17 protein-coding genes are annotated in these 20,676 nt (G+C 56.4%); 10 read left to right on the forward strand and 7 right to left on the reverse strand.

Going from position 1 to position 20,676, the window contains the following annotated elements; translation table 11 throughout:
* Nucleotides 1-20: 20 nt before the first annotated feature.
* Nucleotides 21-1,403 (reverse strand): heavy metal sensor histidine kinase, encoded by a 1,383-nt coding sequence (locus CYR52_RS19215; protein ID WP_072926001.1) that lies wholly within the window; start codon nt 1,401-1,403, stop codon nt 21-23.
* Nucleotides 1,400-2,071 (reverse strand): heavy metal response regulator transcription factor, encoded by a 672-nt coding sequence (locus tag CYR52_RS19220; protein ID WP_072926003.1) that lies wholly within the window; start codon nt 2,069-2,071, stop codon nt 1,400-1,402. Before CYR52_RS19220 ends, CYR52_RS19215 begins: the two co-directional genes overlap by 4 nt.
* Before the next feature lie 165 nt (nt 2,072-2,236).
* Between CYR52_RS19220 and CYR52_RS19225 the strand changes: the two genes are divergently transcribed.
* The 3 genes from CYR52_RS19225 to CYR52_RS19235 are packed head-to-tail and all read left to right on the forward strand — an operon-like array spanning nt 2,237 to nt 4,266.
* A complete protein-coding gene (locus CYR52_RS19225; protein WP_101829219.1) occupies nt 2,237-2,881 on the forward strand; it encodes a hypothetical protein in 645 nt (214 codons plus the stop codon).
* 19 nt (nt 2,882-2,900) lie between these two features.
* Nucleotides 2,901-3,515, forward strand: coding sequence for a cytochrome b/b6 domain-containing protein (locus CYR52_RS19230; RefSeq protein WP_072926006.1), 615 nt, complete (start codon nt 2,901-2,903; stop codon nt 3,513-3,515).
* Complete coding sequence (locus CYR52_RS19235; protein ID WP_101829220.1) at nt 3,508-4,266, forward strand: molybdopterin-dependent oxidoreductase; 759 nt, start codon at nt 3,508-3,510, stop codon at nt 4,264-4,266. Before CYR52_RS19230 ends, CYR52_RS19235 begins: the two co-directional genes overlap by 8 nt.
* Before the next feature lie 98 nt (nt 4,267-4,364).
* Here the strand turns inward: CYR52_RS19235 and ompX are convergent, their stop codons facing one another.
* Nucleotides 4,365-4,898: an outer membrane protein OmpX gene (ompX, locus tag CYR52_RS19240; protein WP_072926010.1), complete on the reverse strand. Its 534-nt coding sequence runs from the start codon at nt 4,896-4,898 to the stop codon at nt 4,365-4,367.
* A 368-nt stretch (nt 4,899-5,266) separates the two neighbouring features.
* On the opposite strand from ompX, the gene rhtA reads away from it, so the two are divergent.
* From rhtA to CYR52_RS19275, 7 genes are all read left to right on the forward strand, one after another.
* The gene (gene rhtA / locus CYR52_RS19245; protein WP_072926011.1) at nt 5,267-6,142 is read left to right on the forward strand and encodes a threonine/homoserine exporter RhtA; all 876 of its coding nucleotides are present in this window, start codon (nt 5,267-5,269) and stop codon (nt 6,140-6,142) included.
* Nucleotides 6,143-6,198: 56 nt separating this feature from the next.
* Nucleotides 6,199-6,975 (forward strand): trans-aconitate 2-methyltransferase, encoded by a 777-nt coding sequence (tam, locus tag CYR52_RS19250; protein WP_101829221.1) that lies wholly within the window; start codon nt 6,199-6,201, stop codon nt 6,973-6,975.
* 461 nt (nt 6,976-7,436) lie between these two features.
* A complete protein-coding gene (gene dps, locus CYR52_RS19255) occupies nt 7,437-7,940 on the forward strand; it encodes a DNA starvation/stationary phase protection protein Dps (protein WP_072926015.1) in 504 nt (167 codons plus the stop codon).
* A gap of 514 nt (nt 7,941-8,454) precedes the next feature.
* Entirely contained in the window at nt 8,455-9,231 is a 777-nt protein-coding gene (locus CYR52_RS19260) for an ABC transporter permease (protein ID WP_101829222.1), read from the forward strand.
* Nucleotides 9,228-9,893 carry an ABC transporter ATP-binding protein gene (locus tag CYR52_RS19265; RefSeq protein WP_072926018.1) on the forward strand — a complete coding sequence of 222 codons (666 nt, stop codon included), beginning with the start codon at nt 9,228-9,230 and terminating at the stop codon, nt 9,891-9,893. The genes CYR52_RS19260 and CYR52_RS19265 overlap by 4 nt, the downstream gene beginning before the upstream one ends.
* A gap of 101 nt (nt 9,894-9,994) precedes the next feature.
* Nucleotides 9,995-13,492, forward strand: a complete 3,498-nt coding sequence (locus CYR52_RS19270; RefSeq protein WP_146001356.1) for an HAD family hydrolase — start codon at nt 9,995-9,997, stop codon at nt 13,490-13,492.
* An 80-nt stretch (nt 13,493-13,572) separates the two neighbouring features.
* Nucleotides 13,573-14,229, forward strand: coding sequence for a CatB-related O-acetyltransferase (locus CYR52_RS19275; RefSeq protein ID WP_101829224.1), 657 nt, complete (start codon nt 13,573-13,575; stop codon nt 14,227-14,229).
* Nucleotides 14,230-14,272: 43 nt separating this feature from the next.
* Here the strand turns inward: CYR52_RS19275 and CYR52_RS19280 are convergent, their stop codons facing one another.
* The 4 genes from CYR52_RS19280 to CYR52_RS19295 form a co-directional block, all read right to left on the reverse strand.
* Nucleotides 14,273-15,541 carry a capsule biosynthesis protein gene (locus CYR52_RS19280; RefSeq protein WP_101829225.1) on the reverse strand — a complete coding sequence of 423 codons (1,269 nt, stop codon included), beginning with the start codon at nt 15,539-15,541 and terminating at the stop codon, nt 14,273-14,275.
* Between the two features lie 91 nt (nt 15,542-15,632).
* The gene (locus tag CYR52_RS19285; RefSeq protein WP_101829226.1) at nt 15,633-17,693 is read right to left on the reverse strand and encodes a capsular polysaccharide biosynthesis protein; all 2,061 of its coding nucleotides are present in this window, start codon (nt 17,691-17,693) and stop codon (nt 15,633-15,635) included.
* A 9-nt stretch (nt 17,694-17,702) separates the two neighbouring features.
* Entirely contained in the window at nt 17,703-19,376 is a 1,674-nt protein-coding gene (locus CYR52_RS19290) for a polysaccharide biosynthesis/export family protein (protein ID WP_072926865.1), read from the reverse strand.
* 22 nt (nt 19,377-19,398) lie between these two features.
* Nucleotides 19,399-20,553: a capsule biosynthesis protein gene (locus tag CYR52_RS19295; protein WP_394854024.1), complete on the reverse strand. Its 1,155-nt coding sequence runs from the start codon at nt 20,551-20,553 to the stop codon at nt 19,399-19,401.
* Nucleotides 20,554-20,676 lie beyond the last annotated feature (123 nt).

The following is a 20,676-nucleotide window of genomic DNA, read 5'->3' on the forward strand; positions in this document are numbered from 1 at the left end:
AATTCAGTGCATTCTTAGGGTTAACCCGGAAACCACAACGTAAACCGTACCCGGCCCGGCAGCGTGCAGTCGGGCGTGACGCTGCCGTGGTGCAGCTCCATGATCGCGCGGACGATCGCCAGCCCCAGCCCGTTGGCGGCACCGTCACTGCGGGCGGCGTCGGCACGGTAGAAGCGGTCGAACAGCTTCGCCTGCTGCGCCTGGGGGATAGGTGCGCCGCGGTTATCGACGTGCAGCGCCACCCCGCCCGCCTGCGGTGCAATGGTCAGGCGGATGTCGCTCTCCGGCTCGCCGTAGCGGATGGCGTTCGCCACCAGGTTGCTCAGGGCGCGCTGCACCATCAGCGCATCGGCGGTGATGTGCGCGTCGCCGTGGTAACCCAGCGTCATGCCGCGTTCGGCCGCCACCCCTTCGAAATAGTCACAGATGCGCCCCGCCTCCTGCGCCAGGGCCAGCGCCACCGGTTTCACCACCGACTGCGCATGGCTGGCACGCGCCAGGAACAGGATGTTCTCCACCATGCGTGAGATGCGCTCCAGCTCCTCCATATTACTCTCCAGCAGCATCTCATACTCCGCCGCACTGCGCGGCTGGTAGAGCGCCACCTGGCAGTGGCCCATCAGGGCGTTGACCGGCGTGCGGATCTCATGCGCCAGATCAGCGGAGAACTGCGTCAGCCGCTGGTAGCCCTCGTCCAGCCGGTCCAGCATCGCGTTGAAGGCGCGGGTCATCCGCCGCAGCTCCGGCGGCGCGTCCTGCTCGCTCAGCCGGTGGCTGAGGCTGGCCGGGTGGATCGACGCCATCTCACGCGCCATGCGCCGCAACGGCCGCAGCCCGCGCCGCAGCACCAGGTAACCCAGCAGCGCAATCAGCGTAAACGCCCCCAGCACCGCGCCCACCAGCCGCCAGCGGAAGGCCGCCAGCAGGTGCTGTTCGTTGAACATCAGATGCGCGGCGGTGATCTCCAGCACCCGCCCATCCGCCAGTTGCACGTCAGCCACCAGGTAGCGCACCGGCACGCCGTCAGGCGTCACCACGGCGTGCACCGCCGACAGCGACGGGGGCTGGTCAGCCGCCAGTGCCGCCACCGGCGGCAGCGTCAGGCGTGACGGGTTAACGTTAATCAGCGTGGCACCGTGGTGCAGCCGGAAGCGGATCACATCGCGCTCATTGCCCATCATGTTCTCAAACAGGCCGGGGTTCTGGCTGAGTTGCGACAGCGGGAAGTTGTCCGCCAGCAGGTGGCGGAAATACTGCACCCGGCCAATCACCTGGTACTCACTGCGCCGCGCCAGTTGCTGCGCCATCTCACCATAGAGCCACAGGCTCACCGCGCTGAGCACCAGCGAGGCCACCAGCGCAAACAGCAGCGTACTGCGCAGCGTCAGGGATACCGGCCTCATGGCCGTACCTCGCACACATAGCCGATGCCGCGCACCGTGTGAATAAGCTTGGGCTCCCAGTCGCGGTCGATTTTGGCGCGCAGCCGTTTCACCGCCACATCCACCACGTTGGTGTCGCTGTCAAAGTTCATGTCCCAGACCTGCGAGGCGATAAGCGTGCGTGACAGCACCTCCCCTTCCCGGCGCAGCAGCAGGTGCAGCAACATAAACTCTTTGTTGGTCAGGGTGATAAGCTGCTCTTTCCGCGTGACCCGGCGGCGCAGCACATCCACTTCCAGGTCGGCCAGCGTGTAGAAATCCGCCTCACGCACCGTGCCGCGCCGCAGCAGGGTGCGCAGCCGCAGCAGCAGCTCGGTAAAGGAGAACGGCTTGACCAGGTAGTCATCCGCGCCCAGCTCCAGCCCGTGAATGCGATCCTGCACCGCGTCACGCGCCGTCAGGAACAGCACCGGCACCTCGTGTTTTTTACGCAGCACCTCCATGACCTGCCAGCCGTTCAGCCCCGGCAGCATCACGTCCAGGACGATGGCGTCAAAGCTCTGCTCCAGCGCCAGAAACAGGCCGTCGGTGCCGTTGCGCGCCAGATCCACGCAGTAGCCCGCCTCGGTCAGCCCTTTTTTCAGATAGTCACCGGTGCTGGTGTCATCTTCTACAACCAATATGCGCATTGTCTGTCTACCCACGGTGTCATCAGCCAATTCTATCAGTTTGCTGCCCGGCACTTGATGACAATATTGTCATGCAGCGGTCATCTGCCGGTGCCGGTTAAGGGGGCAGGATGAATCACCGAACGGCGGCCGCCCGGCTGCCGCGGTTGCCAAGGAGAAGTCACCATGTCCATCCTGTCCCGCTTTACCACCACCCGTCTGGCCTCTGCCCTGCTCGCCTCGCTGCTGCTCAGCAGCGCCGCCCACGCCGCCCCCACCACGCCGGGCAATGACGTCATCAAGCCGGTGCGCGGCACGCTGACGCAGGTCAGCGACCACGACCTGACCCTGACTGACCGCCGCGGCGGCACCCTGAACGTCGGCCTGACCGACCAGACCAGGGTCAACAGCGTCACTACCGGCAAACTCAGCGACATCCAGCCGGACAGCTTTATCGGCACCGCCGCTGTGCCGCAACCGGACGGCAGCCTGAAGGCGCTGGAAGTGCATGTGTTCGCCCCCAGCCTGCGCGGCACCGGGGAAGGCTTTAACCCGTTTGAATCACCGGACGGCAAAGTCAACACCATGACCAACGGCACCGTGGGCAAGCTGGTACAGGCCAATGGCCGCACCCTGACCGTGACCTACCACAATGAGCAGAAAACCGTGCAGGTGCCGGATGATGTGCCGGTGGTGACCATTGCGCCGGGCGACCGCAGCCTGCTGAAACCGGGCACCCATGTGGTGCTGTTCGCGATGAAAGATGCGCAGGGCAACCTGGTGGCGCGGGGTATTTCCGCCGGGAAAGACGGCACCGTACCGCCGATGTAATCCGGCTGAGGAGAACATGATGGCCGTTTCCGCTTCCCGACCGGTTCACCCCTGGCCGGTGCGCCTGTGCCACTGGCTCAACGTCTTTGCCATGGTCTGCATGGTGATGAGCGGCTGGGGCATCTACAACGCCTCGCCGCTGTTTGGTTTCACCTTTCCGCCCGCTGCCACGCTGGGCGGCTGGCTGGGCGGCGCTATCGCCTGGCACCTGGCGGTGATGTGGCTGCTGGTCGCCAATGCGCTGGTTTACCTGGTGTGGGGCGCGGCGCGCGGCCACTTCCGCCGCCGCTTTTTCCCGCTGTCACCGCGGGCGGTATGGCAGGACACCCGGCAGGCGCTGGCGCTCCGGCTGCCGCACCGGCTGGGGCAGTACAACGCGGTGCAGAAAGCGATGTACCTCGGCGTGCTGCTGCTCGGGGCGCTGCTGGTGCTCTCCGGCCTCGCCATCTGGAAGCCGGTGCAGTTCAGCGGGCTGGTGGCGCTGCTCGGCGGCTTCGGCTGGGCGCGTTACGTCCACTTTTACGCCATGAGCGGCATCGTGCTGTTTGTGGGGGTCCATGTCCTGATGGTGCTGCTGGTGCCGAAAACCCTGCCCGCGATGATGACCGGCGGTAAGGAGCCGAGTGATGAGTAAAAAAGAACGCAGGCTGGTGCTGGAACCGGACCAGCGCAAACAGCTGGTGAACCTGCAACGCCGGATGCTGCTGCGCGGCGGCCTGACGCTGGGCGCGGTGTCGATGCTGACCGGCTGCAATCTGCAGGACGGCGACAGCGTGGACAAGGTGCTGTGGGCGATGTCACGCTGGAATGACCGGGTGCAGGCGTGGCTGTTCCACGGCCAGAAACTGGCGCAGACTTACACCCCGGCAGAGATTACCCGGCCGTTCCCGTTCAACGCCTACTACCCGGAATACAACGTGCCGGCGGTGGACCTGGCGAGCTGGAAACTGGAGGTCAGCGGGCGGGTGCAGGATAACACCCCCTGGACACTGGATCGCCTGAAGGCACTGCCGCAGGCGAGCCAGATAACCCGGCTTATCTGCATTGAAGGGTGGAGCGCCATAGGCCAGTGGGGCGGCGTGCCGCTGCGTACCTTCCTGCAACGTATCGGGGCCGATACGCGGGCGAACTATGTCGGGTTCCACTGTGCCGACCGCTACTACACCAGCATCGACATGGCCACCGCGCTGCACCCGCAGACGCTGCTGGCGCTCGATTTCGGCGGCGAGGCGCTGGCGGATGATTACGGTTTTCCGCTGCGGTTACGGATGCCGACCAAGCTCGGCTTCAAGAACGCCAAACATATCGTGGCCATCAGCGTCACCAATGACTATCCGGGCGGCTACTGGGAAGATCAGGGCTACAATTGGTTCAGCGGCATCTGACGCGGTGGCCGCAGCGCGCAGAAACAAAAAATCCGCCCGGAGGCGGATTTTTTTTAGACACAGCGAATAACGCGCTGAGGTGCTCCGGCAAGAATGCCTTAGAAGCGGTAACCTACACCGGCGATCCAGGTGCCGACGTCAACGTTACGGATGCGGCTCTGCTCGTAGGAAACGTCCAGTGCCACGTTTTCGATCGGGTTGAACTGCAGACCGGCACCGTAGGAGAAGCCGTAATCGCTGGAGGATTGCTTGTCACGGTTGTCAGCGGTCGCGGCGTTAACCACGTTGTTGTCGAATTTGCCGTAGCCCACACCGATCACACCGTAGATGCTTGCCCAGTCGTTCAGACGGTAAACCGGACCTGCGGTGATGCCGTAGTATTGGCCTTTGCTGTACACGTCGGACGCGGTGTCGTCATGCTCGATGTAGGTGAAAGAGCCGATCACGCCCAGCGGGTTGGTGTTATCGAAATCGTAACGGTATTTCAGGTTGAAGCCGTTAGCTTTGTTCGCTACGCCTTGTGCGTCGCCCTGTGCGTAACCTGCAGTCACGGTGCTGTCGCCAGCGAATGCGTTAGTTGCACCAACAGCCAGTACACAAGCCAGAGCGGAAAGACATGCAATTTTTTTCATAACCACCTCAAATGAGAAAATTAATTACCTTCACGACAAAAATATAACAAAGATCTGGCGGAAACTCTGCCCGAGATAAGGTGTCTAAGCCGTGTTATGGTGTAACAGGAAATTTCCAATACCCTCTATCCTTCTAATTTAGAAGGATTTTTTTCAATCCAAATTATAAGGCAATCTTATTGAACTTTTTATCCAATACAGATAATTCCTAAAAATTTGGTCAGCATTCATGCGTTTTTTCCCATTTTGTAAACGGCTGTTTACCCTTTAATTGACCTGTTTTTACACTTCACGCCGCCTGCCCCCTCCCTTACACTGGCCCGACCCGCCCACTGACCGGGCCTTTTGTGGATCTGAAAAGGAATGCGATGAAATCCCCTGCCTCTCTTACGCCTGCCGCCGGCCCGGCTTCCATGCTGCTGCCGGTGGGGTTGCTGCTGATCTCCATGATTTCCATCCAGGGCGGCGCAGCGCTGGCCAAATCGTTGTTCCCGCTGGTGGGTGCGCCGGGCATCACCGCCCTGCGCCTTGGGCTGGCGACAATTATCCTGTTTGTGATTTTCAAACCCTGGCGGATGCGCCTGCACGCCGGTAACCGCCTGCCGCTGCTCTGTTACGGGCTGGCGCTCGGCACCATGAACTTCCTGTTCTATCTGTCGATCCGTACGGTGCCGCTGGGCGTGGCGGTGGCGCTGGAGTTCACCGGGCCGCTGGCGCTGGCCATCTTCGGCTCACGGCGGGCGGTGGATTTCCTCTGGGTGGTGCTGGCGGTGCTGGGGCTGGCGTTCCTGCTGCCGCTCGGCCATGCGCTGGGCAGCGTTGACCTCAAAGGCGCGCTGCTGGCGCTTGGGGCCGGGGCCTGCTGGGCGCTCTACATCCTGGCCGGGCAGCGTGCCGGCAGCCACGACGGCCCGGCCACCGTGGCGGTCGGGTCACTGATTGGCGCACTGATCTACTGCCCGATAGGCATTATCGACACCGGCAGCGCACTGTTCGCGCCGTCACTGTTACTGCCGGCACTGGCGCTGGCGATCCTCTCCAGTGCGCTGCCCTACTCGCTGGAGATGGTGGCGCTGACCCGGATGCCCGCGCGCACCTTCGGCACGCTGATGAGCCTGGAACCGGCGCTGGCAGCCTTTTCCGGCATGTTGTTTTTACATGAGCACCTGAGCGTGATCCAGTGGCTCGCTCTGAGCGCGATTATCTGCGCCTCGGCCGGGGCAACGCTGAGCGCCCGGCGCTGATCCGGCCAAAGCGATCTACGCTTGATACGTCGCCTACCTATTAACAGGAGATCGCCATGCCGGATTGGAACCCTGAGCTTTACCGCCAGTTTGAAGCAGAACGTACCCGCCCCGCCCAGGAGCTGCTGGCGCGGGTCACGGGCCAGCGCGCCCACCACATCAGTGACCTGGGCTGCGGCCCCGGCAACTCCACTGAGCTGTTGAAACAGCGCTTCCCACAGGCTGACCTCATCGGCATTGATAACTCCGGCACCATGCTGGAGAGCGCACGCACCCGCCTGCCCGGCTGTACCTTTGAGCAGGCGGATATCACCGACTGGCAACCGGCCGCGCCGCAAGACCTGATCTACGCCAATGCCTCCTTGCAATGGCTGCCTGACCACCCGACGCTGATGCCGCGCCTGATGGCCTTGCTGGCACCGGGCGGCACGCTGGCCGTGCAGATGCCGGACAACCGCAATGAACCGACCCACCGCCTGATGCGTGAAGTGGCGGCGCGTGACCCGTGGAAAGCGAAAATAGGTGACGCCGCGGCTGACCGGGTCAGCATTCTGTCGCCCGGCGAATATTACGACCTGCTCTCACCGCTGGCCGACAGCGTGGACCTCTGGCGCACCACCTATTTCCATATTCTGCCCTCCACCGCCGCCGTGGTGGACTGGGTGCGCGCCACCGGCCTGCGCCCGTTCCTGGCGCCGCTCGACCACGTGGGGCAACAGACCTTCCTTCAGCATTACCAGTCAGAGATCGACCTGGCGTACCCCAAACGCCGGGACGGCAATGTGCTGCTGGCGTTCCCGCGGTTATTCCTGGTTGCCCGCCGGAAAATATAATCTGCCGCCTGCCTGCGGGCAGGCCGCTTATTTCCCTGCCCGGTCAGCGCGTTATTTCCCCCCGGCCTTTCCGTTATGTTTTGTTACATAGAAGTGAATTTATTCTGACAGCGCGGCAGGCATTATTGCGCCGTAAGGCAATTCCTAAAAAACAGGCGTCTCATTCTCACCTCCGCTGGGCAAAATAAGTTCACCCTGATGCTTTTTAAATAAATTCACTTATAAAACAGTTAATTGAAAAAATATTCCCTGATAGCGGTTGAATTCCGACCTGGGTGCCCTTAGGTTTATTAACAGCAGCGTGATTGCACTGAAAAATCATGACGCTGGAAAAGGAGAGGATGCCGCTGCCTATTAATGTGATAGGCGAGACTGGGGCAATCATTTCCGGCAGATGTTTAAAAGGTTGCTATACTTAACCCGTATTGAATCCGCAACCGACAATCAAGAGGATAACTATTATGAGTACCGCTAAACTGGTAAAAACGAATTCTTCTGAACTCCTCTATACGCGTAACGATGTAGACGAAAACGTCAAAATTGAAACCATCAAGATCCTGAACCGTCTGGTCGCGCAATTCATTGATCTGTCGCTGATCACCAAGCAGGCGCACTGGAACATGCGCGGCAGCAACTTCATCGGCGTGCATGAAATGCTGGACGGCTTCCGTACCACCATCACTGACCACCAGGATACGCTGGCAGAACGTATTGTTCAGCTGGGCGGTGTGGCGCTGGGTACCGTACAGATCGTTAACGATCAGACCCCGCTGAAAAGCTACCCGACCAATATCCACAGCGTACAGGAACACGTGAAAGCGCTGGCTGACCGCTACGCCGTGACCGCGAACGAAACCCGTAAAGCGATCACCCAGGTGCAAGACGAAGACACCGCCGACATCCTGACTGCGGCGTCCCGCGACCTGGATAAATTCCTGTGGTTCATTGAATCCAACATCGAATAACCGTTTTCGCGCCGCGCCACGGCGTAGGAATATGTTCTTTGATCGTGATGGCCTTTGCGCCAGCCAGACAGGCAACCTTTGGGTTGCCTGTTTTTTTTGCCTGTTCACCCCGCCTGATACCTGCTCCTCCCCCACTGACGGCGCGCGTTACTAAGAATTATCTTAAATTGATAGGGCTTGTGAATGGATTCTTCATTATTAATAGCGCAAAGCAGCTTTCACCCTTCTGCCATTCCCTGTAACGTTCGCCCCACTTTCTTTACGCTTATTTACGGATGCCCTAAAGGTGCCCGGCGGGGCCGTGGCCTGCGCCGTCGCGTAAACAACTATGATTTTTGTGCCTTTTTCCGGGCATTACATTGCACTAAATCAAATTATTATTTTCCTGCCGGTCCCGCTGCCCGTGTCGCCTCTGGGGGAACAGTTCCCGCCGGCACTTGGCCTGCGGGTGAGCCATGCCCTTTTTTATGCATGGCAGCCGCCCGGACTCTTTTTATGACCTGATGGATTTCTTATGGCCCGTAGTGGACTGGAAGTACAAAAAGCGGCCGTCAAAGCGCTGTTTTTACGCGAGATAAAAACACGTTTCGGTAAATATCGCCTGGGGTACCTGTGGGCGGCGCTGGAGCCGGCGGCCCATATCGTGATTATGCTGACGATCTTCGGCTATATCATGCATCGCACCATGCCGGACATCTCTTTCCCGGTCTTTCTGATTAACGGCATTATCCCGTTCTTTATTTTCAGCAATATCAGCAACCGCTCGATCGGCGCGATTGAGGCCAACCAGGGGCTGTTCAATTACCGCCCGGTTAAGCCTGTCGACACCATTATTGCGCGCGCCGGGCTGGAGCTGGTGATTTACGGGCTGGTGTACCTGTTATTGATGCTGGGGGTCGGGTTATTGGGTGAACAGTTTGCTGTGACCCGGCTGATTACCCTGATCGCCGTCTGGCTGCTGCTGGTGCTGTTCGCCGGCGGTGTCGGGCTGATTTTTATGGTGGTCGGCAAAAGTTTCCCGGAGACGGAGAAGTTTCTCCCTATCCTGATCAAGCCGCTCTACTTCATCTCCTGCGTGATGTTCCCGCTACACAGTATCCCCAAAGAGTACTGGCCCTATTTGCTGTGGAACCCGCTGGTGCATGTGGTGGAGCTGTGCCGGGAGTCGGTGATGCCCGGTTACGTCAGTGACGGCGTCAGCCTCGGCTACCTGGCGCTCTGCACGCTGGTGGTGCTGTTTATCGGGCTGGCACTTTACCGGGTACGCGAAGAGGCCATGCTGACGTCATGATTACCATTGAGAACCTGACAAAATCTTACCGCACCCCGGCCGGGCGTCATTACGTCTATAAAGACCTGAACGTGGTGTTGCCGGAAGGCAAAAGCGTGGCGCTGGTGGGCCGCAACGGCGCGGGGAAATCCACGCTGCTGCGGATGATTGGCGGTATTGACCGGCCGGACCACGGCCGGGTCGTGACCCACAAAAGCATCTCCTGGCCGGTCGGGCTGGCAGGCGGTTTTCAGGGCAGCCTGACCGGCCGTGAAAACGTGAAATTTGTCGCGCGGCTCTATGCCCAGGCCTCAGAGCTGAAAGAAAAAGTCGCCTTCGTGGAAGAATTTGCCGAGCTGGGCAAATATTTCGACATGCCGATTAAAACCTACTCCTCCGGCATGAAATCCCGCCTGGGGTTTGGCCTGAGCATGGCCTTCCGTTTTGACTACTACCTGGTGGACGAAGTCACCGCCGTGGGCGATGCGCGTTTCAAACAGAAATGCGCGGAGCTGTTCAAGGCGCGCCATGCCGAATCCAGTTTTCTGATGGTTTCCCACAGCCTCAACAGCCTGCGCGAGTTCTGCGATGTGGCACTGCTGATCGGCCGCAACAATCAGGTCACGTATTATGACGCAGTGGATGACGCCATTGCGGTGTATCAGCAGGAAGAGGGGCTGTAGACGGCCCTTTAATTATTTTCCTGCAAGATAAAATTAATTCACAGCATTAAATGCACGTTGCTTTATGCAGCTAATAACGTTAATTACTTTGGTATTTTGACATGAATGTTCTGTTTTACCTTGAGCCGGCCATTGAATTTGGAAACCCGCTCTTTCGTTACGCCACATTAAGAAACTCCTTTCTGCCACAAATTAAATCCTTGCAACAGGCAGGCATGAATGTTGTTACTTTAATGGGGTTGCCGGTTGCCAGCCAATGCCTGGAAGATAGGCACGCACGTAATATTAATACGCTGGCTGTTATCGATCCTTTCGAATGGATGAAAGGTGAAAGTTATCTTACCCGTGCACAGCGTCACCATGATGAAGAGTATCATGAAGGTGAGGTAGAGAGATTAGGTGAGTTACTGACTCAGTCGCTCCCGGACGCCTTTACGCCGGATGTGATTATTGTCTGGGAAAGTCCGGCTAATTTCCTTAACACATTATATCCTCAGGCCAAAATCCTCTATCAGATGCCGGGCTTCTTCTCACGCCCGCCTTTCGGCCAATTGGTTTCTCTGGATATCGGGCTATTAAAATATGCGGCGGCTAAAACCTATGAAGGCAATGTTGTTTCCAATGAAGAAATGGATGCATTGCATACTTTACGGTTGACAGAAAATCAATTTTTGCAGGCTGTTTCACCGGTAAAAGAGATTGTCGCCGATATTTATCATCGTTTCTCTAAAGTCGTGCTGCTGCCGCTGCAAATTGACAACTACTTTATGATAAACAGCGTCATCGGTAATCATAAAAGTCAATTTGATATCTTAGTAGATATATTAACGCGTTTGCCTGATGATCATGCGCTGCTGGTCACGAATTATAAGTCTAAAGATGCACAAAGTGCCGTCTTGACTGAGCAAGGCATTACCTATCTGCGTAGCCGTTTCCCTAACTTTATCTATCGTCAAGAGACGGATAACGTTCCCTGGGTTTCTCAATTCCTGGTGCCCCTGGTGGATGGTATTATTACTATCTCCTCCTCAATTGGTTTCCAGGCAGCATTTTGGCAAAAACCTTTGCTGGCATTGGGCCAGAGTCATCTTACGCCTTTTGCAACTGCGGCTACACTGGACGCCTTCTTAACACAAGCCGCCAGCCCCATTCCGCAAAACCGCGATAAGTTGATGTTAGAAACTATCCGTCATCAGCATTGTCCGATGAATTTCCTAGCAGATAGCCGCTATGCTGAGTGGTTGAAAAAATTTGTGGCCACCGGCGAATTGACGCCGTGGTGCGACCGCCCTGTCGGCCAAATGTTATTGGAAGAGCGCCGTGAAAGTCAGTTATTGGACGCATTAGGATATTTCAATAACGTACGAGGGGAATCCTCAATGGATCATTGCCACGAGCTTTCCCAGCAAATCATAAAACATGATATCGTCTCTTTCGATATTTTTGATACTTTGCTTTACCGGCCATTTAAATCGCCTACCGATCTTTATACCTTCATTAATCATGAAGCCCGTGCTATCACCGGCATTGCCACACTGGATTTCAAAACAGTCCGCCGTGCCGCAGAAAAAACAGCCTTCCTTGCTGCCATTGAGCGTGGCGAAGGTGAAGTAACATTTGAAGAGATTTATCAGGTATTGGCGGCAGACCTGGCGTTGGATGAAACCATCATGCGTCGCCTGATGCAGGCAGAAATGTCTGCTGAACGCGAGTTACTTTATCCACGCGTGTCCGGCTATAAAGCCTTTTTAGAAGCCAAGAGTTTGAAGAAACGTATCATCATCATCTCTGATATGTATCTTCCGGAATCTTTCCTGGCTGAAATTCTGGAAAAAAATGGTTATACCGGTTATGAACGTTTATTTGTCTCCTCTACTTACCGTGCTAAAAAACACAGTGGTGTGTTGTTTGACCGGGTATTGGAGCAGATGCAGGTTGATCCCAGCCGCATCCTGCATATTGGCGATAACCTTGATGCTGATGTAAAACGCGCAAAATCACGTGGTTTAAAACCATTCCACCTGATAAAAGCGTCTGAAGTATTCGAAAAAAACAGCAACTATACGTTGCCCTGGTCTCGTGATGAAGCGCGCCATGCCCTTGACTGGCGTATGCTGCTTTCAATCGCCGGTAACCGCCTGCATGACAACCCATACCTGCCTCACCGTAATGGCACAGTATTTGGGGGATCCCCCTGGAAGCTGGGCTACTACGGATTTGGCGCCTTACTCCTGGGTTATACTAAGTGGCTGTTGGAAAATGCTGTTCGCGATGGTGTGGAAGACCTCTATTTCCTGTCGCGCGATGGCAAGGTGATGAAAGCCGCTTATGACGCAGTAGCACCTCTTTATCCCAACGCGCCACGATCGCATTATTTACTTTGCTCACGCCGTGCCGTTAACCTGGCGAAAGTAGAAAATATGAGCGATATTCTGGATCTTCTGCATGTCGATTTTGCGCACCGGGTCAGACTGTCACATCTGTTAAAACATCGCTTTGGGATTAATAGCGATATTATTCCGCAAGAGATCCTTAAAGAGCATGATTATACGCTTGAAAGCCCGCTGACAGCGGCGGATATCCCACGCCTGGAAGCGTTATTTAACGATCTTCAACCGATACTGCTTGCCGCAGCGGCCGAGGAACGTACCCACTATCTTGATTACCTGCAACAAAGCGGCATTTATGGCGCGACCAAAAATGCCATTGTTGATATAGGGTATGCAGGCACCATGCAGGAATCACTGCATCAGCTGTCGGGCGGAGAAAAAGAGATTGGCGGATATTATCTGATGACCTTCCGTCAGGCCCTGAAGCGGGTGGCACAACGCAACCTGCCTGTTCGAGGCTATCTGGCTGAATTTATTGACCGGCATGATACTTACCATCCTTTCTGCCGCCATGTACCGCTTTATGAAACCTTGTTCAGCAGTGAAGATACGTCCTTTATCTGTATGACGCGGGACTGGGAAAAAAACCTTTATCCGGTCTTTATGGCTCGCTCGCCAATCGAAGCGCGCCGTGAAGAGGTCGTGTATAAAGTCCAGCAAGGGGCAATAGAATTTATTTCAGAGGTCGTCCGTATCCTGGGGCCGCGTTTTGATGCGCTGGATATCGAACCTAATAAAACCCTGCGTATTATGGATAATTACTTCAATAATCCACATCCTCGTGATGCTGCTATTTTGTCAGGCGTCATGTTTGAAGATGCCTATGGCGGCACAGCTTATAAAACAATTTTACCGGATGTCAACGCGTTAGATGTGCCTTGCGTCTGGCAAAAAGGCCGGGAAGTGCTGCTGAAAGATCAAGCTATTAAACAGGCCCCGGCTCCTGCGCCGAAACGTGCACCAAAGCCTGCTGCCCCGAAATCTGCAGCCGTACCCCCTGCCCCGGTGAAAGCGCGTAGTCATGCCGGAGCGCCGCCTGCGCCACGCGGGGTTACACACCATGTCATTCGCTGGGTAATGCTTAATACCCTTTCTGAAAAGAAAAAATATAAATTTGAACATAAACCGCATCTTTTCTTTAACGATGCAAAAAACCCGTTACTGCGTAAATTGGGTAAACGTTATTTAAAAGGGTATAGCAACCTATGATCACGCCGTTCTTTGAATTGGCCCGGCGTCATATCGATATTGTCTCTCCGTAAGAAACGAAATTGATTCGTCCGGCAGAGATGACGTTTGAGTCACCTATCTGGCTGGCCCGCGGACATTACGATGTCCGCTCTTTTGGCGCTTACAGCTATGTGAGAGAAGATGCCTTAATCATGGCGACCGGCCGTATCGGTCGTTATTGCTCTATTGCACGGCGTCTTAATGTTGGTGAAAGTGAACATCCGACCGGTTATTTCTCTACGTCGCCTATGTTCTATACCACCCGGTACTGGAAACGGCATCAAGAGACGATGTCATTTTATCGTCACCAGGCCGGAACTATTAAGAAAGCCGCAGAGATCTTTCGCCAGGAAGGTAAGAATGAAGGGCGTAATAGCATTGGTAACGATGCGTGGATAGGTGAAGGTGTGTCTATCCGGCGCGGCTGTAAGATTGGCCATGGGGCGATTATCGCCTCACGAGCAGCCATTACCCGTGATGTTCCGCCTTACGCTGTTGTCGGAGGAACACCGGCACACATCGTAAAATATCGGTTTGCGCCTGATATTATTGCCCGTTTACTGGCGTTGAACTGGTGGGATTATGATATCCGCAATGTGGATGGATTGGACTGGACGAATGTAGAAGCAACGCTTGGACGTCTGAAAATGCTGAAAGCGGCAGGCAATCTGCTGCCCTTAACGCCGGATCTTATTACCTGGAACGACGTTACATAATGATAACCGGGCAGCATTATATTGCTGTCCGGTATTTATGTGTTCAGGGTTTAAGCGATTTCCCTATATTACCTGCTTCATTACCCCACCTTTCAGACTGTTCCGGCTCTTCCCTCTTATCAAGAATAAAATGATAATTCTGCCCATAATACACCGCATTGATTTGGGTGGTATTTAACAGATAAGTGCGGAACCGTTGAAAAAGCTTCATATCGGGTTTGAAATCCGATCCCCAGAACTGGTTCAGATGCCCCTGAAATGTCAGCCCACGCATATCGTAGAGCGCCCTGCCCATCACTTTAAGCGGTTTATTGTGGATAAGTGCGGAGATTCCGGCGGTGCTGTTGATGGTCACTACACCTCTTGCATGATTCAGCAATTCCGGCATCGGCAAATCATGCACATAAAATACCCGTTGGCTGACTTTATACTGCTCGCTCAGGCGACGAATCAGCGGCCCATAAAGCCGGTGTCCGCGATCCATAGGATGATGCTTGATGACCAGTGTTTGGTCTGCCGGAGCTTTTTTGGCAAAGGAATAAATCACATCGTTAATATAATCACGGACATCATGATAAGGGCTATGGTGACGGATTTGGCTGTCATTATAAACCTGCAGGATAGCCAGATAATAGCGCTGATCTAATGTGGTGCACAATTGTGGCAAAATACCGCGCTGACGGAACCCATACCAATATTTCCGGCACGCTGCCCTCATCCAGCAACGCGCTTCATAAGTGGGGGAAAAGGATTTATGGTGCCGGTATTCCGGAAACTGCTTGCGATACCACTTACCCATTAAATAATAGAGAATGGCATGACCTGCCCTCAATGAAAAAGAGGGAGAAAGATCGGTAACGTCCATAGATATCTGGGGAGGTAATTGCCGGTAGAACTCTCCCTCACGCGGTATGCCGGAAAAGGCATTGACGCCCCCTTGCTCTACAGTAATAAAGTGCGGCCGGAGGTAGCCCTCTTCAAACGCCAAAAAACGGATCCCTTTTGCCTGTGCCCAACGCTTTGCTTCACGGTGCAAGGGGCGGCAATCACCAAAGCAGAGTATCGTGTCAAAGTCATAATGACGATAGACCTCTTTCAGCCAGCCGGGAAACTCTTTGGGGGTGGCCCGATAAGGAAGCACCGTGCGTTGGCGGCAATAAAACTGATCGCCCCCATTAAACACCACATTGACAGTCTCCCGCCCAAGCGTTTCCAGCCACTGTGCCACATCACTGAAAAATGGGCCCATTGGTCCTTGCAATAGCAGGTATTTCTTACCAGAAAGTAATAACGTGAGGGCGCTATTTTCCATATACACCAACGTGAGAAAACCGGCCCCACTTTATGGGCCTTATTTATTATTCATGCCTTTAGCAGTGCTGTATTACGGCATGACCAGAGTATTAAAGCTGTTGGGCGGCGTTATAATTTAATTTGACTTTAATCAGCATCTTAATCTTTTTATACATATTGATGATGCTGCTGAATTTTCTTTTTGCGATAAACATCTCCCCACGTGGGAGACTTTCCAGATAATTCACGGCGGCTTCTGCGGTAAGGGGTTTACCGGAAACAGGGTGAATATAACTGGGGTAACGGATCAGAGCCTGATATACCAATTCATCCAGTGTGATTCTGCGTGTACGCCGGGAACATGGGTATTCATCCTGGGTTAACCCCCAACCGGCGTAGAACGGGATCCCATAGCATGTCACCGGTTTGCCGTGCATCAGGGCTTCGAAACCGGCCAGTGATGTCAGGGTATGTACTTCATCTGCTGCCCGGATACAGTGAATAATATCGGCATCCAGCACCATTTCATTAGCCCAGCACGCCACATCCTCTGCGGCGATGGCACCTTTGCGGTTACCGGCCAACACATCCGGGTGCGGTTTATAGAGGATGTAAGCGTCTGGGTTACGTTCCCGCACTGTACGCAGTAAGGCGCTGTTACTGCAGATCCCTACGGTTCCGGTCAGGATAGAAGCGTCATCCTCAACCTGTCCCGGCACCAGCAACAGCCGTTTGCCGGCTGCTGCTGCCGGCCGTGAGAAGGCAGCACCCAGGTTGTATTTACTCAGGCGGGCTGCCAACAGACGGTGGCGGAGCGCAGCTGCCCGCTCACACTGCTGCTTTGTCAATGCACTACGGTTCAGCAGCGTTTCAAGATCACTTGGACGGGTAGCATCGTAATAGATGCCGCACTTATCCAACACCAGCGATAAGGGGGGATGCAGATGAGAACCCAGCCCGGCAGAACGCAGGAAGCCATCCTCCATGCGCCAGACTGGTAACGCCGGATCGTGCGCGGCATTCTGCCACTGACGCTCCCCTTTAATGCCCCACACAACAGCGGCAGTGGCTCCTGCCGGCGTTGGGCTGAAACGCAGCCGGTTATCTGCTGTCTGTAAAAACGGTGACAAAATGGCCCGCTTCCACATCGACATGCCTGGCGCAACCAGTGTCCCTTGCCGTGCGCGGCAATGATCACGCGCCATACCCAGCCACGTCAGCAACTCATTCAGCGTGCCTGATTTGCCGCTTTGGGGATCGAGATAGCGGCTGTAGCGCAGATAGGCGGCAGCAAAAAGGTCGGTCAGGGTTGCCCGGCCACGGCGGAGGGATAAAGATGAAGCTTGGGGATGGCGATCGTCCGTCAGCCCCCAGCCGGCATACCATGGCAGCCCAAAACACGTGACGGCTTTTCCGGCCAGGAGTGCTTCAAACCCATATTGGGACGTTACCGCATACACCCGGCTGACATGCTGAAGCAGAGAGTAAGGGCTGGCATTGCAGGTCAGCAGCGTAACACGTGGGTGCTGTTCAGCGGCCTTACGGGCAGCCTCAGCCAGATAGCCGGCTTTTTTGCCGTGCAAGACATCCGGATGCACTTTGACCCAGATCGCCGCCTCCGGATGCTCTTCCAGGGCCGCCTCCAGCATCCGGGAAAATGCCTCCGGCCCCGCCCCGCCATAAGCGACGGCCTTATCCCCAAAGGTCTGATCAACCACCAGAACTATATCGCCTTCAGGCACCACACCGCTGTAAGGCGGGGCCTGATTGTATTTGGAGATGTCAAGCCGGGTAATGGTTTCTATTGCCGCATTGGCCTGCGGATACAGCACCGCGTTGCCTGGCTGGTCCTGGATCAGGTATTCCAGCGTACTGGGTTGGGCGGCATCGTAATAGATCCCTGCCTGATCCACTACGATGGAGTATGGCGGGCTTCCGGCGACGCCTAATCCGAGTGAACGGATAAATCCATCCTCAAGCCGCCACACCGGCACGCCCCGGCGGCGGGCTGCAGCTGCCGCCTTATGCCCGCTGGGGCGATGCCCCCAAACGGCAACAGCGGTGACCGAAGCCGGGATCTGCCGGTGACATGCCAGCTTGACGACCCCTTCCGGCAGGAGCTCTTCAAGATGGGGAATACGCGCAATACCTGCCGAAAAGATGCCGATCATCCCCTCTCCTTACAGCGTCAAAATAACTTTGGCGGCGACGGCAATCTGGTAAATGATGGTCGAGATACCGCGGGTGACTTCAATGCTCTTCGATTCAAACTTCGGCAGTACCATCAGCTCATCGCCCGGTTGCAGGGTGTCGACATTGTCGGCGTCATCCGCCTCGCCGTTCTGATGGATAACGATGACCTTCGCGTTGCCTTTTTTCTGGGTGAAGCCCCCCACCTTGGCGATGTAGTCATCCGGCGACAGCCCTTTCTGCCAGGCCACCGCGTTCGGGAACAGCACTTCGCCGTGCACCATCACCAGTGAGGTGCGCTCCGGGATGTTGATGATGTCCCCATCTTCCAGGATCACCTGGTCAAGGGTGTTTTCATTCAGCACCACCGCGCCCTTGGGCACCACGTTGCGCGCCTTGGCCACAAAGCGGCTGATCAGCTGCGCCTCCTGCATCCGCAGGTTGGCCTCTTCAGAGGTCGCGGACTGGGCCGAGAGCGACGCCTCCTCCAGCTTCTGCAACGACAGGTTGAGCATCTCTTTCTGGCGCTCCGCCACCGAGCGGCGGAACAGCTGGATGGCGTTCAGCTGCGACATGTTATTGGCGCGGATCTGGGCCAGCACCTGGCGCATGGTGGCCCCGTACGGCAGCACCACGGCGTGTTCGCCGGAGTGCGCGCCCTCGATGCGCACCTGGATCGTCCCGGCGTAGCGGTCAGCACTGACGATCAGCTGGTCGCCGTCCTGCAGGGAACGGCCGCTTGCCTGGCTGAGCGGGTAGTACTCGCTGCGTTTGACGGTGCCCTGCTGGCGGATAATGGTCATGTGGGTGGCACCCGGTTTCGGGCGCGCCCAGCTCAGTGCCTCGCTGACCGGCAGTGAGCCGTCACGGAACTCAAAGTCATAGCTGTTGAACACCTCGCCCTGCACGCTGACGGTGTGCTGGCGCGGGCCGACCACGATCACGTCACCGTCGGCGAACTGTGACAGGCTGAGGTTGCCGTTCAGCAGGAAGTCATACAGGTTGATGTGGTTGCGCACGCGGTTGCCGCGCTTGACCTCGATGTCAACATAACTGCCGCGCTCGGTGTCCACCCCGCCTGCCTTGCTCAGGTAAGAGAGCAACGAATCGGAGGCGACGCCGCCATACAGGCCGGGGTTATTGACATAACCGGTGACAAACACCTTGACCGGCTGCGCCTGCACCAGCGAGGCATAGACGTTGACGTTGGCCTGATAGACCTCTTTCACCTTGCTGGTGACCAGGCTGTTGAGCTGGCCGTTCGGCGTGCCGGCGACTTTCATCGGGCCGACGTTCGGCAGGAAGATGTTGCCTTTCGGGTCCACCGCCAGGCTGCCCTCAAAGTTGAAGGCGCCCCAGAGCCGCACCTGGATCTGGTCGCCCAGCCCAATCACATAACCGGGGTTGAACCCGATGCTGCTGGCGCTGTTGCCGCCGCTGCCGCTGAAGATCTGGGCGCCGAACATGCGGCTGGCCGGGGCCGGGACAACCGGTGCCGGGGTGTCGTCAAACTGGTTGTTGCCCGCAGGCTGGGCGGTCTGGCCGCTTATTACCTGCGGCAGCGGGGCCGCGCCGGTCAGGCTCGGGTCGGCGGTCAGGGAGATCGCCTGGGCCTGGGCCAGCGGCAACATCAGGCTAAGAATCACGGTGTTAAACAGTTTCATGGCGTGCTCGCGGTAGTCGTTATTAGTCCCGGTGGTCATCAATCACTGCCAGCAGCAGTTTGATGGTGCCGAAGAGTAAGCAGCAGATCAGCAACAGGCTGATGATCAGGTAAGGGCTGTTGGGGTAGGTCGACTCTTCCGGCATCTGCGGCGAGCTGATCACTGACAGCACTTTCAGCTTGCGCGCGCTTTCAACGCGGGTTTTCTCAATCGAGGTGAGCGCCAGCTTGTAAAGGTCGGTGTCAAACGCCACCCTGGCTTTGATGGCTTCGAAGTCCACCGCCATGGTGTTGAGCTGGCGGCCGTCCGGCGCGGTAATTTTGCTCTGCTCCGCCTCAATCTGTGCCGAGAGCGACGCCAGCGCATTGCGGGCGCTGACCACCTGCGGGGTATCCTCACGCAGGTAGGTCAGCAGGTTGCGCAGTTCCGCTTCCATCTGGATTTTCTGGCCGGTCAGGGTATTCACCAGGGCGCTTGCCGCCTGGGCCTGGGCACCGGGGTCCAGAATGCTGTTGCTGTTCTGGTAGGCCAGCAACGCGGCGCGGCTGGCGTCCAGGCGGCTGCTGGCTTCATGCATCTCTTTCTCAGCAAAGGCCAGCTGGTCACGGGCGATCCGGTGGGACAGCTCGTTAATGAAACGCTCGGACTCCCTCAGCACCGCCTGGTTAAAGCGCTGGGCGAACTCCGGGGTAAAGCCCTCGGTGGCGATGGTCAGCAGGCCGGTTTTATCGTCAAACGTGACGCTGATGCGGTTGCGGTAGTACTCCAGGAAGCGCTCACGCGGCAGCTCTGCCGGCAGGTGGTAGAAAATATCCCAGCCGCTGGCGCCAAAGGCCTGATGGAAATTGAGCTGCTTGTCGAGGAGCGCCAGCATATCCGGCGAGTTGATATAGGCTTTTAAATAGAGCGCATCCTCGGCGGTACTGGTCGCCCCTGCCCCCAGCAACAAGCCGACGTTGACGCTGCTGCCGTTGATATCATCGGAACGTTTAACGGCAACCGTGGATTCACTCTGGAAGCGCGGCTGGCTGAACAGCACCAGATAAATAATCAGCAGCGCCAGCGGCGCAATAATGATGATTTTTGCCAGGTGGCGATGCAAAAAGGCCAGGTTGACAGCCTGCCGTAACCGTCGGGCCAGTTGCCGGCCCGGCATCGCAGCTTTTACGTTATTCATTAACATGAGGGGTCATCATTTTTATTAAGGGGCGTGGCGTGGTGCCATTATCACGCGCGTTATCCCCCTGCAACACAGGGGTTATCGCGCAAAAATGGGCGTTATTCGAGTAATTAGCTGAAT

The organism is Chimaeribacter arupi, assembly GCF_002858805.1.
Taxonomy (GTDB): domain Bacteria; phylum Pseudomonadota; class Gammaproteobacteria; order Enterobacterales; family Enterobacteriaceae; genus Chimaeribacter; species Chimaeribacter arupi.

What these genes read in the sequence shown, in the direction of transcription:
- CYR52_RS19215 (WP_072926001.1), bottom strand. Translation starts at nt 1,403, where the DNA reads ATGAGGCCGGTATCCCTGACGCTGCGCAGTACGCTGCTGTTTGCGCTG.
- CYR52_RS19220 (WP_072926003.1), bottom strand. Translation starts at nt 2,071, where the DNA reads ATGCGCATATTGGTTGTAGAAGATGACACCAGCACCGGTGACTATCTG.
- CYR52_RS19225 (WP_101829219.1), top strand. Translation starts at nt 2,237, where the DNA reads ATGTCCATCCTGTCCCGCTTTACCACCACCCGTCTGGCCTCTGCCCTG.
- CYR52_RS19230 (WP_072926006.1), top strand. Translation starts at nt 2,901, where the DNA reads ATGGCCGTTTCCGCTTCCCGACCGGTTCACCCCTGGCCGGTGCGCCTG.
- CYR52_RS19235 (WP_101829220.1), top strand. Translation starts at nt 3,508, where the DNA reads ATGAGTAAAAAAGAACGCAGGCTGGTGCTGGAACCGGACCAGCGCAAA.
- ompX (WP_072926010.1), bottom strand. Translation starts at nt 4,898, where the DNA reads ATGAAAAAAATTGCATGTCTTTCCGCTCTGGCTTGTGTACTGGCTGTT.
- rhtA (WP_072926011.1), top strand. Translation starts at nt 5,267, where the DNA reads ATGAAATCCCCTGCCTCTCTTACGCCTGCCGCCGGCCCGGCTTCCATG.
- tam (WP_101829221.1), top strand. Translation starts at nt 6,199, where the DNA reads ATGCCGGATTGGAACCCTGAGCTTTACCGCCAGTTTGAAGCAGAACGT.
- dps (WP_072926015.1), top strand. Translation starts at nt 7,437, where the DNA reads ATGAGTACCGCTAAACTGGTAAAAACGAATTCTTCTGAACTCCTCTAT.
- CYR52_RS19260 (WP_101829222.1), top strand. Translation starts at nt 8,455, where the DNA reads ATGGCCCGTAGTGGACTGGAAGTACAAAAAGCGGCCGTCAAAGCGCTG.
- CYR52_RS19265 (WP_072926018.1), top strand. Translation starts at nt 9,228, where the DNA reads ATGATTACCATTGAGAACCTGACAAAATCTTACCGCACCCCGGCCGGG.
- CYR52_RS19270 (WP_146001356.1), top strand. Translation starts at nt 9,995, where the DNA reads ATGAATGTTCTGTTTTACCTTGAGCCGGCCATTGAATTTGGAAACCCG.
- CYR52_RS19275 (WP_101829224.1), top strand. Translation starts at nt 13,573, where the DNA reads ATGACGTTTGAGTCACCTATCTGGCTGGCCCGCGGACATTACGATGTC.
- CYR52_RS19280 (WP_101829225.1), bottom strand. Translation starts at nt 15,541, where the DNA reads ATGGAAAATAGCGCCCTCACGTTATTACTTTCTGGTAAGAAATACCTG.
- CYR52_RS19285 (WP_101829226.1), bottom strand. Translation starts at nt 17,693, where the DNA reads ATGATCGGCATCTTTTCGGCAGGTATTGCGCGTATTCCCCATCTTGAA.
- CYR52_RS19290 (WP_072926865.1), bottom strand. Translation starts at nt 19,376, where the DNA reads ATGAAACTGTTTAACACCGTGATTCTTAGCCTGATGTTGCCGCTGGCC.
- CYR52_RS19295 (WP_394854024.1), bottom strand. Translation starts at nt 20,553, where the DNA reads ATGAATAACGTAAAAGCTGCGATGCCGGGCCGGCAACTGGCCCGACGG.